The sequence below is a fragment of the Glutamicibacter soli genome (genome assembly GCF_003309065.1).
In the GTDB taxonomy this organism is placed as follows: Bacteria; Actinomycetota; Actinomycetes; order Actinomycetales; family Micrococcaceae; genus Glutamicibacter; species Glutamicibacter soli.
Map to the genome: position 1 here is coordinate 85975 of NZ_POAF01000006.1, position 15170 is coordinate 101144.

Annotated in this window: 13 protein-coding genes and 3 riboswitches; of the genes, 2 read left to right on the forward strand and 11 right to left on the reverse strand. The window is 65.4% G+C overall.

Annotated features, from left to right (window positions below):
• Positions 1 to 42 precede the first annotated feature (42 nt).
• The 4 genes from acs to C1H84_RS12930 all read right to left on the reverse strand — a co-directional run bounded on the left by acs (position 43) and on the right by C1H84_RS12930 (position 4852).
• Complete coding sequence (gene acs / locus C1H84_RS12915; RefSeq protein WP_113607580.1) at positions 43 to 2004, reverse strand: acetate--CoA ligase; 1962 nt, start codon at positions 2002 to 2004, stop codon at positions 43 to 45.
• Positions 2005 to 2077: 73 nt separating this feature from the next.
• Positions 2078 to 2914 carry an ABC transporter permease gene (locus tag C1H84_RS12920; protein ID WP_113607581.1) on the reverse strand — a complete coding sequence of 279 codons (837 nt, stop codon included), beginning with the start codon at positions 2912 to 2914 and terminating at the stop codon, positions 2078 to 2080.
• 5 nt (positions 2915 to 2919) lie between these two features.
• Positions 2920 to 3942 (reverse strand): aliphatic sulfonate ABC transporter substrate-binding protein, encoded by a 1023-nt coding sequence (locus C1H84_RS12925; protein WP_113607582.1) that lies wholly within the window; start codon positions 3940 to 3942, stop codon positions 2920 to 2922.
• Between the two features lie 88 nt (positions 3943 to 4030).
• Positions 4031 to 4852, reverse strand: a complete 822-nt coding sequence (locus tag C1H84_RS12930; RefSeq protein WP_047118237.1) for an ABC transporter ATP-binding protein — start codon at positions 4850 to 4852, stop codon at positions 4031 to 4033.
• Positions 4853 to 4857: 5 nt separating this feature from the next.
• A riboswitch (SAM riboswitch) is annotated at positions 4858 to 4960 on the reverse strand.
• Between the two features lie 266 nt (positions 4961 to 5226).
• A riboswitch (SAM riboswitch) is annotated at positions 5227 to 5317 on the forward strand.
• A gap of 49 nt (positions 5318 to 5366) precedes the next feature.
• On the opposite strand from C1H84_RS12930, the gene C1H84_RS12935 reads away from it, so the two are divergent.
• Complete coding sequence (locus C1H84_RS12935; RefSeq protein ID WP_244910903.1) at positions 5367 to 6677, forward strand: acyl-CoA dehydrogenase family protein; 1311 nt, start codon at positions 5367 to 5369, stop codon at positions 6675 to 6677.
• A 62-nt stretch (positions 6678 to 6739) separates the two neighbouring features.
• Entirely contained in the window at positions 6740 to 8158 is a 1419-nt protein-coding gene (locus C1H84_RS12940) for an LLM class flavin-dependent oxidoreductase (RefSeq protein WP_047118113.1), read from the forward strand.
• Positions 8159 to 8252: 94 nt separating this feature from the next.
• Here C1H84_RS12940 and C1H84_RS12945 read toward each other — a convergent pair whose 3' ends face one another.
• From C1H84_RS12945 to C1H84_RS12975, 7 genes are all read right to left on the reverse strand, one after another.
• Positions 8253 to 8783 carry a COG4315 family predicted lipoprotein gene (locus C1H84_RS12945; protein WP_047118112.1) on the reverse strand — a complete coding sequence of 177 codons (531 nt, stop codon included), beginning with the start codon at positions 8781 to 8783 and terminating at the stop codon, positions 8253 to 8255.
• A 207-nt stretch (positions 8784 to 8990) separates the two neighbouring features.
• Positions 8991 to 10814, reverse strand: a complete 1824-nt coding sequence (ggt, locus tag C1H84_RS12950; RefSeq protein ID WP_113607584.1) for a gamma-glutamyltransferase — start codon at positions 10812 to 10814, stop codon at positions 8991 to 8993.
• A gap of 186 nt (positions 10815 to 11000) precedes the next feature.
• Positions 11001 to 11528, reverse strand: coding sequence for a COG4315 family predicted lipoprotein (locus C1H84_RS12955; protein WP_113607585.1), 528 nt, complete (start codon positions 11526 to 11528; stop codon positions 11001 to 11003).
• Between the two features lie 69 nt (positions 11529 to 11597).
• Positions 11598 to 12284: an anti-sigma factor family protein gene (locus tag C1H84_RS12960; protein ID WP_113607586.1), complete on the reverse strand. Its 687-nt coding sequence runs from the start codon at positions 12282 to 12284 to the stop codon at positions 11598 to 11600.
• Complete coding sequence (locus tag C1H84_RS12965) at positions 12281 to 12787, reverse strand: sigma-70 family RNA polymerase sigma factor (protein WP_244910904.1); 507 nt, start codon at positions 12785 to 12787, stop codon at positions 12281 to 12283. Before C1H84_RS12965 ends, C1H84_RS12960 begins: the two co-directional genes overlap by 4 nt.
• Before the next feature lie 141 nt (positions 12788 to 12928).
• Complete coding sequence (locus tag C1H84_RS12970; RefSeq protein WP_113607588.1) at positions 12929 to 13792, reverse strand: SDR family oxidoreductase; 864 nt, start codon at positions 13790 to 13792, stop codon at positions 12929 to 12931.
• 94 nt (positions 13793 to 13886) lie between these two features.
• On the reverse strand, positions 13887 to 14555 hold the full coding sequence (locus tag C1H84_RS12975) for a biliverdin-producing heme oxygenase (RefSeq protein ID WP_113607589.1): 669 nt from the start codon (positions 14553 to 14555) through the stop codon (positions 13887 to 13889).
• Positions 14556 to 14967: 412 nt separating this feature from the next.
• A riboswitch (SAM riboswitch) is annotated at positions 14968 to 15059 on the forward strand.
• The last annotated feature ends 111 nt before the right edge of the window (positions 15060 to 15170 follow it).

Sequence of the window (15170 nt, forward strand, 5' to 3'; positions counted from 1 at the left end):
CGGGCCCGGCCAGCTTCTAATCAGTGCGGACAGCGGCTGCGGTCAGCCCCGGGCGCGGCAGATCTCGTTGATTTCCGGGATGCACGGCTCATTTTGCAGGCTTGTCGTGTCGCCCAGCGTGGTGCCCTCGAAGAGCTGGGTGAGCAGGCGCCGCATGATCTTCCCCGAGCGGGTCTTCGGGACGTCCGGAACCAGCACCACATCGCGCGGCTTGGCGATCGGGCCGATCTGAGCGGCCACGGTGCCGCGCAACTGGGCGATGAACTCGGCCTGGCGTGCGGCGGTGGCCTCATCGGGATCCAGCGCGATCAGCGACTTGTCCAGCGGGACCACGAACGCGGTGGCCGCATGCCCGGTCTTGGCATCCTGGGTTGGGCAGACCCCGGCCTCCACCACGCCGGCGTTGGTGACCAGTGCCGACTCGATCTCGATGGTTGACAGCCGGTGCCCGGAAATGTTGATCACGTCGTCCGTGCGGCCGAGGATGTAGATGTCCCCGTCCTCATCGAAGCGCGCGCCGTCCCCGGCGAGGAACCAGCCCTGCTCGACGTATTGCTGCCAGTAGCTGGTGTAGTAGCGCTGCGGGTTGCCCCACACGGTGCGGGCCATGGACGGCCCGGTCTCGGTGATGACGATGTTTCCCTGCTGGTTCGGCCCCACGGTGTTCCCCGCTGCGTCCACGATGTCCACGCTCACCCCGGGCAGGGCGCGCGCGGCGCAACCCGGCTTGAAGTGGGTGTCGGTGGGCAGCGGGGAGAGGATGGTCGCCCCGGACTCCGACTGCCACCAGGTATCCACCATGGCGATGCCGTCGGCGGTGTCGCGGCCTACCTGGTTTCGCAGCCAGCGCCAGGCCTCGGGGTTAACCGATTCGCCTACGGTGCCGCCGATCTTGATCGAGGACAGGTCATAGCTGGCAGGGATGCCGTCCGGGAACCAGCCCATCAGCGAACGGACCAGGGTCGGCGCGGTGTAGTAGCTGGTCACGCGGTAGCGTTCGATGATCTCGAAGTGGCGTCCCGGGTGCGGGGCATTCGGCACGCCCTCATAGATGACCTGGGTGACGCCGTTGGCCAGTGGACCGTAGATCTCGTAGGTGTGCGCGGTGACCCAGGCCAGGTCCGCGGTGCACCAGTGCACGTCGTCGGCGCGCTGGGTCCGGTCGGGGTTGGCGAACAGCAGGTTGTAGCTGTAGGCCGCCTGGGTGAGGTAGCCGCCGGTGGTGTGCACCAGGCCCTTGGGCTGGCCGGTGGTTCCGGAGGTGTACATGATGAACAGCGGCGTCTCGGAGTCGAAGAACTGTGGGGTGTGCTCGGTGGACTGGGTCTCGACGACCTCGTGCCACCACACGTCGCGGCCTTCGGTCCAAGCGATGTCATCGCCGGTGCGGCGGATGACCAGCACCTTCTCGATGCTGTTCTCCCCGGACACGGCCTGGTCGGCATTGTCCTTCACCGGCACCGAGGTGCCGCGGCGGAACTGCCCGTCGGTGGTGACCAGCAGCTTCGCCTTGGTGTCTTCCACGCGGAATTTCAGGGCCTCTGCGGAGAACCCGCCGAAGACCAGCGAGTGGATGGCGCCGATGCGGGCGCAGGCCAAGGTGATCACCACGGTTTCGATGAGCACCGGCAGGTAGATGACCACGCGGTCGCCCTTGGTGATGCCCAGCTCCAGCAGCGCGTTGGCGGCCTGCGAGACGCGTTCTTGCAGGTTCTTGTAGGTGACCGCGATGCGGTCGCCCGGTTCGCCCTCGAAGTACAGGGCCACCTTGTCCCCGTTGCCGGCGGCCACGTGGCGGTCCGCGCAGTTCACTGCGGCGTTCAGCGTGCCGCCCAGATACCAGGAGATCTGCGGGCCGCGCTGGGCCTGGGGATCCGCCGGAATGATCTGGCTGGTAGTGTGCCAGGGGGTTTCCCAATCCAGAAGGTTTGCCGCCTCGTCCCAGAATTCGTGGCGGTTCTCCGTGGTCGCGGCTGCTGTGCTGGATGCCAATTCGGCGGTCATTGCGGTTTTCCTTGGGTTGAAATGCGAAATCGGGTGGTGGCGGACTAGAACATGGGCTGTGTCGGTGCCCGGTTTACGTCCAGCGCCGGATGGCCCAGCGTTCGGCCACCGACAGCAGGGCGTCGGTGATCTTGCCGAAGATCGCGAGCAGGATGATGGTCAAGATCAAGCGGTCCAGACGGCCGTTGTTCTGCGAATCCGTCAGGAGGAATCCGAGCCCCATCGAGGCGCCGAGCAATTCTGCTGCCACGAGGAACAGCCAGGCCTGGGCCAGTGCAAGCCGGAGTCCGGAGAAAATGGACGGGACCACTGCCGGCAGCTGTACCGTACGCAGCAGGTTCAGGCCCTTGAACCCGAAGGAGCGTGCGGCTTCCACCAGCTGCGCATCGACGTGGCGCAGGGCCAGCGAGACGGTGGTGAAGGCCGGGAAGAACGCGCCGATGATGATCAGCGTGACCTTGGAATCCTCGCCCATCTTCATCCACAGCACCAGCAGCGGTACCCAGGCAAGTGAAGGGACCGCGCGCAGAGCCCCGATGCTCAGGCTCAGCAGGGCGTCGGCGAGCTTGGACAGGCCCACCAGCGCGCCAAAGAGCAATCCGAGCAGCGAGCCGATCGCGAAGCCCAGTAGGACTCGCTGGGTGGAGATTCCGACATGCTTGCTCAGATCTCCGTCTTGGAACAGCTCACCGGCCGCGGCGAGCACCGCACCCGGGGTCGGCAGCGACCAGGGGGCGACGATGCCGCTGACCGTGACGTACTGCCATACCGCTACAATGACCACCGGCAGGATCAAGGACAACAGCCACTTGGGCGCCTGCAGGATCCGAGCGGCGAAGCCAGGTTTGTGCCGGTCGGCAGCGGCAGAGCTGCCGTCGGCTGCCTGGGAAATCTGAGTTGGCGTGGACATGATGATTACTCTCCGGAAATGTTCTTGGCGTCGGCCTTGGTGGCGAACTGATCATCCACCAGGGTGGCCAGCGCTTCGTCAACGGTTTCCTGCTTGGATACGTCGCCGCTGGCAACCAAGGTAGGGGCGATGTTGCCGAGCACCTTGGTGAAGGATTCGCCGGGAACGGTGTCCACGTCCAGGTTCGAGCGTTCGTTGATCACCGTCTGGGCGACTTCGGACTCCAGTCCTGCGACCTCGGCCAGAATGTCCGCGGTTTCGTCCGGATTCGCAACGGCCCATTCGCGGGCCTTCTCGTACGAGTCGACCACCAGCTGGGCCAGCTCCGGGCTTTCCTCGATGAAGTCCGCGCGGGCATTCAGTGCGCCGTAGGTGTTGTAGTCCAGGTTGCGGTGGAACAGCTTGGCGCCGTCCTGTTCGGCGGCGGCCATGATCGGGTCGAGACCGGACCATGCGTCGACCGAGCCGTTGGCCAACGCGGTGCGCCCATCGGCGTGCTGGACGTTCTGCAGGGTGATGTCCTTTTCGCTCAGACCGGCCTCCTCAAGGGTCTGCAGCAGGAAGAAGTACGGATCAGTGCCCTTGGTGGCGGCGACCGACTTGCCCTTCAGGTCTGCCGGGGTGGTGATCTTCGAGTCCTTGTTGACCACCAGCGCCGCCCATTCAGGCTGCGAGTAGAGCGAAATGGTCTTGATCGGCGAGCCGTTGGAGCGGGCCAGCAGTGCGGCGGAGCCAGCGGTGGAACCGACCTGCACAGCGTCGGCGCGCAGCGCTTCATTTGCCTTGTTCGATCCGGCGGATTGGATCCACTCGACGGTGACACCCTGTTCCTTGGCTGCCGCATCCAGCCAACCCTTTTCCTTGAGCACCAGGCTCAGCGGGTTGTAGGTGGCGTAGTCGATGGACAGGGTTTTGCCGTCGCCGGCTGCCGAGGCGTTCTCTCCGGCACAGCCGGAGAGGGCCACGGCACCGACGGCCAGGGCGGTGATGGACAGTGCGGTACGACGGGTGACACGGTTTGCGAGCATGGAAATTCCTTGATTTGTGCGTGCGAGTGCAGCGGCTGCGTGGATGCAGCCGTAGAAGAAAGTCGAGATGCCGGTGGCGAAGCCGGTATTAGTGGTTTGCGGTGTCGACGCCCAGCAGTCCCAGCAGGTGGGCGCGGTTGGTGACGAACAGTGCGTCGCTGTGGCTGCGCGGGTGCGCCGCGGACAGCCGGAGGTCCTCGATGACCGTCGCTGATTGCTGGCCATTGGCACGCCCCAGGACGATCACCCGATCTGCCAGGGTCAGCGCCTCGTCGACGTCGTGGGTCACCATCAGGACGGTGGTCGGGAACGACGCATGGATGGACAGGAGCAGGTCCTGCATTTTCAGGCGGGTCAGTGCATCCAGTGCGCCGAATGGTTCATCGAGCAGCAGCACGCCGGGGCGGCGGGCCAGTGCTCGGGCGAGCGATACGCGCTGTGCCATGCCGCCGGAAATTTCGCGTGGCCGCAGATCGGCCGCGTGGGTCAACCCGGTCAGCTCCAGCAGCTGGTTGATGAGTTCAATGCCGGCCGGCTTGCTGGTCCCCGGAGCCAGTCCGAGTGCGATGTTCTCGCGCACCGAACGCCATGGCAGCAGCCGTGGCTCCTGGAAGGCCACCGCGCACAGCTCGTTGATGTCGTTGACTTCCCGGGTGCCGGTGAAGACTGCGCCGCCCGTGGGGTGGTCCAAGCCGGACACCGAGCGAAGCAGCGTCGACTTGCCGCAGCCGCTGGCTCCGAGGATCGCCACAACCTGTCCTGCTTCGATGTGGAGGTTGACGTCTGCGAGGACGGTGCGCTGCTCCTTCTTGGTGGTGAAGGTGCGCGAGACATTGTGGAAGTCCACGGACAGCGCGCTGGATGCGCTGGTTGCAACCTCGGTCTGAGGCAGGGCAAAGGCAGTAGCCATGATCATCTCCATCGGTCCTGGCGGTAGCACCGGCCGTGAATTCCGGGAATTCAACGGTGGTTGCTGCGGCGTCGTAGAGCCAGATCTCTCGGCCGCTCGGGATGGTTACGCATCCATTACACGCATTCGAACGATTCCATTGCAAATCCTGCGTAACATGAAAAATATTCGATGTAAGCGCGTAATCTGTGGGATATTTCGTTATTTATTTCATTGAGCGTTGGTTTGATCGATCTTTGCCCCTCTTCCTTGGGTCATCTTCGGCGGTTCGCGGCAATCGGCACTCGCGAGTCCCTGCAACCCGTGCGTTTTCAGCGACGAAATATGACTTCGGGGCTTGGAGCCGCCCGATTGTTACGGCTACAAATGATTACGACCCATCCAGAGCGGCTGAGAGATCTGGCTCCACGACGCCGCAGCAACCACCCATGACAGGGACGGTGCTACCGCCAGGATCGATGGAAAGAATCGAGGACTTTTTATGTCTTTTGGCGCACCCCAAAACGATTTTGAGGTGGACTTTAACACGCTGAGCACCCCGGGCGCCGGCAATGCGCTGGAGCTTGACGAGTTCACCGAAGACCGTCCGACCCGCCAGCTGCTCAAGGTGACTCCGGGGCCGGGGGCCGACGAAGACTACGAGCGCCTTGCAGCGATTTTCCGTCCGGTGTTCGCCCAGATCGCCGCCGGCGCCAAGGAGCGCGACCGCAACCGCATCCTGCCCTTCGAGCAGGTGGGCCTGCTGAACCGCGACCGCTTCGGGGCGCTGCGCCTGCCGGTCGCCGACGGCGGCCACGGGGCCCGGCTCAGCGACGTCTTCCGCCTGCTCATCGAGCTTTCCGAGGCCGATTCCCATATCGGCCAGCTCTGGCGCGCGCACATTGCCTTTGTCGAGGACGCGCTGCGCCTGCAGGACGAGCAGCTGAAGGCCAAGTGGTTCGCCCGCATCGCGGCCGGGCAGATCGTTGGCAACGCCTACACCGAAAGCGGCGGCAACGCGCTGGGCACGCTGAACACCAAGGCCAGCCAGGTCGACGGCCGCTGGGTGGTCAACGGCGAGAAGTACTACTGCACCGGCACCATCTTCGCGGACTGGACCACCGTCGCGGTGGCCCATCCGGAGCGCCCGGGACGCCAGATCGCCGTGGTCTCTACCCAGCACAGCGGCGTGAAGATCCTGGACGACTGGGACGGCTTCGGCCAGGGGCTGACCGGCACCGGAACCACCGAGTTCCACCAGGTGCCGGTGGACAGCTTCATGCCGGAGGATCCCAACGACCCCGAGGCCTCGATCTTCCAGCTGGTGCTCATGGCGGTGCAGGCAGGCATCGGCCGCGCGGCGCTGAACGACATGCGCAGCTCGGTGCAGGCGCGCACCCGCAGCTTCACCACCGGCACCGGCGTCCCGGTGCACCGCGAACCGCAGGTGCTGCAGCTGGTGGGGGAGGTCTCCGCGGAGGTCTTCGCCGCGGACTCGGTGGTCATCGGCGCGGTGCTGGAGGTCGAAGCCGCGCTGCAGGACGCGCAGCTGAACGCGGAGGAGCGCTTCGCGGTCTGCGAGCTGGCCGCCAACCGGGCGCAGACCATCGTGCAGCCGCTAGTCATCAGCGCCACCAGCAAGCTCTTCGACGGACTGGGCGCCTCGTCCACCCGCAGCAGCTGCAACATGGACCGGCACTGGCGCAACGCACGCACCATCGCCACCCACAACCCAGCGATCTACAAGGCGCGCATCGTGGGGGACTACGAGATCAACGGGGTCCAACCCCAGCGCCTCTCGGTCACCGGCGACCTCGCCGCACCCACCGGGCACCACGCCAGCTAGCGGCCGCCGCGCCGCGCACCCACCAGACTTCCACTTCTCAACCACGAACAAGGGGCACATCCATGAGCGAGAACCAGCCACACAACGCGAAGCGGGAAATCCTCTTCAACGCCTTCGACATGAACTGCGTCGCCCACCAGTCCCCGGGCCTGTGGCGCCACCCGAAGGACAAGGCCGCCGACTACAAGACCATCGGCTACTGGACCCACCTGGCCAAGGTGCTGGAAAAGGGCAAGTTCGACGGCCTGTTCATCGCCGACGTGCTGGGCACCTACGACGTGTACAACGGCACCAACGAGTCCCCGCTGCGCACCGGCGCCCAGGCCCCGGTCAACGACCCGTTCCTGCTGGTCTCCGCCATGGCCGCGGTGACCGAGAACCTCGGCTTCGGCGTCACCGCCGGCACCGCCTACGAGCACCCGTATCCCTTCGCCCGCCGCCTGGCCACCCTCGACCACCTGACCAACGGCCGCGTGGGCTGGAACGTGGTCACCGGCTACCTGCCTTCGGCCGCCCGCAACATGGGCCAGGAAGACCAGATGGAGCACGATGAGCGCTACGACCATGCGGACGAATACCTCGAGGTGGTCTACAAGCTGCTCGAAGGCTCCTGGGAAGACGACGCGGTGCAGGCCGACAAGGAAACCGGCGTCTACACCGACCCGGCCAAGGTGCACCCGATCAACCACGATGGCAAGTACTTCAAGGTTCCGGGCATCGCCATTACCGAGCCGAGCACCCAGCGCACCCCGGTCATCTACCAGGCAGGCACCTCGCCGCGCGGCCTGAAGTTCGCCGCGCAGAACGCGGAGGCGGTTTTCGTGACCAGCCCGACCCGCGAAATGCTCAAGGACACCGTCACCAAGATCCGCGACCATGCCGAGGCCGCGGGCCGCGGCCGCTACGACATCAAGATCTTCGCGATGCAGACCATCATCACCGCCGAGGATTCGGCAGCAGCCCAGGCCAAGTATGAGGACTACAAGTCCTATGCGGACATCGAGGGCGCCATGGTGCTGATCTCCGGCTGGATGGGCATCGATTTGTCCACCTTCAACCCGGACGAGGTCATCGGCGCCGACGTGAAGTCCAACGCCATCCAGTCTTCCGTGGCCACCTTCCAGAAGGCCAGCGGCGACGAGGGCAACCCGTGGACCGTGCGCCAGCTGGCCGAATGGGTTGGCGTGGGCGGCTTCGGCCCGATCACCGTGGGCTCCGGCGCCGAGGTCGCCGAAAAGCTCATCGACTGGGTCAACTACACCGACGTCGACGGCTTCAACCTGGCCTACGCCATCACCCCGGGCACCTTCGAGGACATCGTCGAGTACGTGGTTCCCGAGCTGCAGGCCCGCGGCGCGTACAAGACCGAGTACGCCGACGGCTCGCTGCGCAACAAGCTGTTCGGCGCAGGCGACCACGTCAAGGACACCCACCGCGCGGCGTCCTTCAAGGTCTCCAACCGCTTGGCCGCCCAGGTCTGATCCCGGAACTACCGCACGGCCTACCGGCCCCGCAGCCCAGTCAAGGGCGGCGGGGCCGGTCGGCAGTTAACCAGCGGTTGTGCTGCGCCACAGGTCAGTGGATCGGCACGCCGGCGCTGTCCACGACCCACCACACGTCGCTGACCGCCTGGCCCTTGGTGTCTCCGGGTTTGCTGTCCGAAACGTAGTAGTACATGGGCCAGCCGTTCAGCGTCAGCTGCGGCTTGCCATCGGCGCCGGTGATGGTGCCCAGCTTCCCGGTGATGCCCTTGGCATCGCTCAGCGAGGCCGGGCCCGAGGGGACCGGAGGCCACAAGTCGAGGCATCCGCCGGTGCAGGAGGAAGCCCCGGAGTTCTGCGTGTCCTCGTCGAACTGGTAGATGCTCATGCCCCGCTGGTCGGTGGCGATGCTGCCCAGCTCGGTCTGCCGCATTTCAAGGATCGCTCCGTTCTGCTTGAGATTCGGCACCGGGCTGCTGCCGGTATTCGGCACCCCGTAGTTCGAGGTTCCGGAATTGCCCTGGCCTGGATTGTCCTGGGCTGAACCGTTCTGGCCGGAGCACCCGGCCAGAACCAACGTCAAGGCTGCGGTGAGGACCGCGGCTTTCGAAAATGCCTTGCCCATGATCGTGCTCCTTGTTCGTCCTGGTTCCTCCCGCAGAGCCGAGGGCGGGAGCGTGGAAAACCGTACAAGGTGAGAACGAGACAGAGCCCGCTCCGGTTCAGCATCCCGCAAGCTTTTTTGCGCGGGCAGCCAGTGGCTTAGCACGCTGTGCCCCGTCCGCAGGCCGGACGGGGCGCAGGAGCGGCGCAGCGGGCGGCGCCCGCCGGGCTACTTGGCCGGCTTCACCACCATCGCGGAGCCGCCGCCGCGGCGCACTGGTTCGGCGGCCGCGGTGAGCTTGCCGTGGGAGTCGACCTCCACGGCCGCCACCGCGCCGATTTCAGCCTGCGGGGTGAACGAGTCCCCGGCAGGGGTCAGCTTGTGGCCGAAGGCCTCCAGCGCGGAACCGTAGGCGGTGATGAACTCCGGTTCGGCCGTGACCGCCGCGGTATTGCGCTGCGAGGCGCGCGGGGCGGCGATGGCCTGGCCGATGTCCATACCCAGGTCGATGCGGTTGACCAGGGTCTGCAGCACCGTGGTGATGATGGTCGAGCCGCCCGGCGAGCCGATGGCCAGCGCCGGCTGCCCGTCGCGCAGCACGATGGTCGGGGACATCGAGGAACGCGGGCGCTTGCCCGGGTCGATGCGGTTCGGATCCTCGGGGTTGTACACCGTGGAGAAGTCCGTCAGCTCGTTGTTCAGCAGGAAGCCGCGCCCCGGAACCATCATGCCGGACCCGCCGGTCTGCTCGATGGTCAGCGTGTAGGAAACCATGTTGCCCCAGCGGTCCACCACCGACAGGTGCGTGGTGGACACGTTCTCGGTGTCCTGCTCGTCCACCGGTGCGCCGGTTTCCGCCGGGCACAACCCGTCGAAGTTCTCGACGTCCCCGGGAGCCACCGGCTTGACGGCGGCACGCGCCGGATCCAGCGCGCAGGCTCGTTCGGCGCCGAAGAGCTGGCTGGTCAAGGTCCTGGTCGGCACATCCACGAATGCCGGGTCGCCGACGAACTTGCCGCGGTCGGCATAGGCCAGTGCGGTGGCTTCCAGGTAGTGGTGCAGCGCGGACGGGGTCTGCATGGAGGACAGGTCGAACTGCTCCAGGATGTTCAGCGATTCGCCGATGGTGGTGCCGCCGCTGGAGGACGGGGCCATGCCGAAGACCTCGAGCCCGCGGTACTCGACCTTGGTCGGCGCCTGCTCCACCACGGCGTAGTCGGCCAGGTCCTTTGCGGTGATGAAGCCGGCCGGCACCGGCAGGTCGGTGTCCGCGTTCTTGGGCGGCGCGGTGACGGTGTCAGCGATCTCCTGCGCAAGCTCTCCTTGGTAGAAGGCCTTCGGCCCGCTCTTGGCCAGCAGCCGGTAGGTGGCCGCCAAGTCGTGGTTCTTGAAGATGCTGCCGACCTTCGGGGCGTCCCCGCCGGGCAGGTAGAGCTCGCTGGTGTCGGGGAACGCCTCGAAGCGCTTCTTGTTGTCCAGCGTCTGTTCACGGAAGGTCGTATCCACCACGAACCCGCGCGACGCGGTCTGGATGGCGGGGTGCAGCACCTTCTTCAGGTCCTGGGTGCCCCAGTTGTCCAGCGCCCGCTGCCAGGTGGCAAGGGTTCCCGGAACGCCGACCGCGGCGCCGCTGGTGACCAGCTCGGGGGTGAAGTTGTAGGGTTTGCCGGTGGCCGGGTCGATGAACGCATCGTGCGGCATGGCCGCCGGGGCGGTCTCGCGCCCGTCGATGGTGCTGACCTTGCCGGTTTTGGCGTTGTAGTACATGAAATATCCGCCGCCGCCGATGCCGGCGCTATAGGGTTCGGTAACGCCCAGGGCCGCCGCAGTGGCGACCGCCGCGTCCACGGCGTTGCCGCCCTTGCGCAGGATCTCGATTCCCGCTGCGGAGGCCTGGGGGTCCACGGAGGCGACGGCGCCTCCGCTGCCCTGGGCGATGGGGTCCTTCTCGGTCTGTCTGGGATCGGCGCTCGCCGGTACTGCGGATGCTGCTCCCAGTCCTAGGGCCAGCGCTGCGGCGCAGGCAAGGGCCCGGATACGTGGTCGTGACATACCTGAATCTCCTCAGAAGATGGGGATGAAGTATGCGCCAATGTACGGGACAAACATCATTCCAGCGCCGCGTGACACGCGCCACATGCTGATTTCGCCCGATTATTAAACCGGCCGCGGGCATGGAAACGCCCGGGCGCACGCAACGCTGCGTGCCCCCGGGCGTCCTGCCGGCCTGTGCTTCGGCTACTTGATCGGGGTGCCGGCGGCATCCAGCACCCACCAGACGTCTTTCACGCCCTGGCCTGCGGTGTCGCCGGCCTTCTTGTCGCCGGCGAAGTAGTACAGCGGCCACCCGTCCAGCGTCAGCTGGCTTTCGCCGTTCACCCCGGTAATGGTGCCGGTCTTGCCGGTGACCCCGTCAACCGTGACATCGGTTCCGCCCGGGACCGCTGGCCACTGGTCTTCGCAGGGTCCGGTGCAGGCCGAGGAATCGGCGCCCTGGGTGTCCTTGTCGAACTGGTACACCGTCATGCCCTTGCCATCGACCACGATCTTGCCCAGCGAGGAGTCGGCGAGCGCCAGGGACGCGGCACCCATGTCGCCGCTTGGGCTGCTTTCCGCCGGGGCGGAGGACACGGCGCTGGACTGGGCGTCGGCGGAGGGGGAAGCGGTATCGGTGGATCCCGAGTCGTTCGCGCATCCGGTCAGGGCCAATGCCAAGGCCACGACGGCTGAGGTTGCTGCGCACCAGGACTTCAGTGACGATTTCATGAGCTGTGCCTTTCTCGTGGTGTCCGCGTGAGCGGCTTGCCTGCTACACGAGGCGCAGCCCGTCCCGGTTCACTGATCCAGCAAATTCTTGTCCATCGGCGACTGCAGGACCGTCAGTCCGGCCAGGGTCTTCACCGTCACCTCGGCGATCTGGTCGACCGGCAGCGAGGTGGCGGCTTGGAGGGTGATCTTCTTGCCGGGCACTGCCTTCCACGTGGCGACCTGCATGGTGCTTCCCTTGGTGTCGGTCACCAGCAGCGCGTAGGACCACGGGCCGTTGGCGTCGCCGAATTCGTAGCCTGCGGGATAGTCGCAGTCGATGTTCAGCCGGGTGCCCCACGCCACCGACTCGAAGCCGACGTCGGCGCTCAGCGACTGCTCGGCAACCTGCTGCAGGGCAAGCACCGGTCCGGGAGCGGCAGGGCGCAGCAGGAACGGCAGGCCGATGCCCAGGATCACGGCGACGGCGGCCGCGGCCAGCAGGACCAAGCGGGTGCCGCGGCGCCGGCGCGCGGAGACCGCGCGCCGGGCGGTCTTCTCGAACAGGTCCGCCGGGGGCTGCGGCACCAGGGCCGTCACCTCTTCCGGGTCGTGCGCGCGCGAGAGCAAGCCCGGCAGCGCGCTGAGCTCGGATACGGCGCCCTGGCAGCGTTCGCAGTTCTCCAAGTGCTCTTCGAACAGCCGGCGGTCGGCCGGCTCCAGCGCGCCCAGCACATAGGCGGCATCCCATTGGGCGAACTTCTCATGCTCGCTCATCGTGTTACTCCCCGTTCCTGGAGGGCCAGCTTCAAGGCCCTCATCCCATAATGCAGCCGGGACTTCACGGTTCCGTCCGCGATGCCCAATTCCGTTGCGATCTGCTGCGTGCTGTAGGCGCCGTAGTAGGCCAGCACCACCACCTGCCGGTGGGGTTCGCTGAGCGCAGCGAGCGCGTCATGAATGAGGATCTCGTCGAAAATCTGGTCGGCGTGATCCTCGGCGGGCTGATCAGGCAGCCGTTCGATGCTGCGTTCATGCCGTGAGCGTGCGCTGCGGGACTGGTCGATCACCAAGTTCCGAGCCACGGTGAACATCCACCCGCGGACCTCTTCCACCGGCTCGTCGAGAATCCGAGGGGAATTCCACGCCTTGAGCAGGGTCTCCTGGACGATGTCCTCCGCCTGGTGCGAGTCCCTGGTCAGTGAGAAGGCATAGCGCCACAGCGGCTGCGCGTACCGTTCGTGCAGCAGCCGCAAGGTGGCATCATCACTGGAAGTCACGCGCCCCTTTCGCGGCCGGGATTTTCCGAGTTGATTCTCGCTCATGCCTGATACACGAGCGAATCGGGCATTTCGTTCAATCCAGGCCAAGGATATCCGCAATCAGCCGGCGTGCGCTCGCCGGGGCCGAAGGCGCCGTGCCTATCTGTTCAGGGCCTGCTTGATGGCCCTGCCCAGCGGGGTGGGTGCGCGGCCGATCAGCCGGGCGAGGTCCGAGCCGTGCACCTCAAGGGCGCCGTCGCGGATACGCACGTCGGTGTCCACCAGGATCTCGGCGTAAACCTTGGGAATTCCGGACTCTTCGTAGATGCCGGCCAGGGTCTGCGGGTCCAGATCCCGGTAGGTGACCTCTTGCCCGGTGGCGGCGCCGAACGCTCCGGCCAGCTGGCCGAGCGTGAAGGGCTTGTCTCCGCCGAGCTCGTAGATGGTTCCCCCGGCAACCTGCTCATCCAGCAGGACGGCCGCGGCAGCCTCGGCGAAGTCCGCGCGGGTGGCGGCGCTGATTTTTCCCTCGCCCGCCGTGCCGAGGATGACCCCGCTATTGAGGTAGCCCATGAGCTGGTCCGTGTAGTTCTCGATGTACCAGCCGTTGCGCAGCAGGACATAGGGGATCCCGGAGGCCGCCAGCAGGTCCTCGGTGGCCACGTGTTCGGCGGCCAGCTTCAGCGCTCCGGTGCGCGCATTGGCGATGGATGTGTAGGCGATCATCGAGACGTTAACACGACGGGCGGCATTGATGATGTTCTCGTGCTGCGGGATCCGGTGTCCCACGTCGCTGCCGGAAATCAGCAGCAGCCTGTCGACGCCTTCGAGGGCCGCGACGAGCGTGTGCGCCGCGTTGTAGTCGGCGGCGCGGGTCTCCACGCCCTTGGCTGCCAAGGCGGCGAGTTTCTGCGGGGACCTGCCGAGCGCGACCAGGCTGCCCGCTGGGGCGCCCCGGGATAACAGCGCATCGATAACGAGGGTGCCGAGTTTTCCGGTAGCTCCGGCGACTGCGATCTTCATGAGTTTCCTCCGTTGACGGTTACCGTTGCCAACGACGTGCCGGCCGAAGGCATTCCCGCGGCCGGTGGCAGGTCGGTGCAGAACTTCCGAAAACCTAGGATGCGGCGCTCAGCTCGCTGGCGCTTGCCTTCAGCAGGTCCTCGAAGATCGCCTTGTTCCACTGGAACCCGCGCTTCGCCTCGTCCAGCACCGCTTCGGCATGCGAGGTGTTCGCCCCGAAAACATCGAGTTTGTCGCGGTAGGAATCCTTGTAGATTTTTGGCTTGTCGATGGCCTCGAACTTCCACATGTTCAATGCTTCATCGGGAATGGAATAGTGGCGGGGTACGAGCTTTCCGATGGCTAGGCCGCCGGACAGGTCTCCCAGGTAGCGCAGGTAGTGGTGGGCGACGAGGCGCGCCGGTTCCGCCGCCGAGGCGCGGATTGCCGCAACGTAGGCCTCGGTGGCCGGCAACGCCGCTGGGATCTCCTTCAACCCGTGGGCCGGCAGCAGGACATCCAGGTCTTTTGCAATCTGCCCACTGCGTTCAAGTGCCGCGTCCAAGATTTCGCCAAGTTCCGGATCCGCGGCAAGCACCCGGACTTCTTCTTCCAACGCACCGTAGATGTAGTGGTACTGGGCAATCAGCAACATGTAGTCGCGTGCCGAGCGTTCCCCGCCCATCAGCGTGGTGATGAAGTCGCTGGATTCTGCGGCGTGGTGATCTTCCTGGGTGACGCTGCGAAGCCGGGCGGAAAACTGTGTTGCGTCGGTGGCGCTCATGTTGCCCGTCTTTCTTAGCGAGATTGGAATGGCGAAATTTTTTATTAAGGCTAACCTAATTTCCGGTTTCAATCGAGGGTTGTTCCATTCTGCAGGAGACGGTGATTTCCGTGTTCACCGGACGGCGGACGCATCGGCTTGGGAAGGGCGGGCCGTGGTCGCTGATATCGCGATTTTGTCCAACCAGCTCCTTCATCCATGGAGCCGCAACAGATCTTGCTTCCTGGTGCCGAGTCAAGAATTTGTCAGAGCTGTCGACAAGAATCGTCACAAGACGCTTTGTGACGTGCAAAATGACTCGTTTCAAGAGCGTTGATAACCGTTGCTGGGTTTCATGACGTTTTACTTACGTCACGCTTGGTCATATTCAACTCCGTGTTCGACACTGAAATTGTTCAAGAAATTGGACACCACACCATCCAGAGCGACTGAGAGACCTGGCTCGTTGACGTCGCAGCAACCACCCGACATCGGGAGCGGTGCTAAGGCCAGGACCGATGGAGATTGCTAGATTTCGCAACGGTCCTTCAAGGGGAGATCTCTGCCTTCCCTCGAACTCGCTACAAGCGGATCGTTGAACATCAGGCGTAATCCTCGGGTCCAACACCGAGAGGA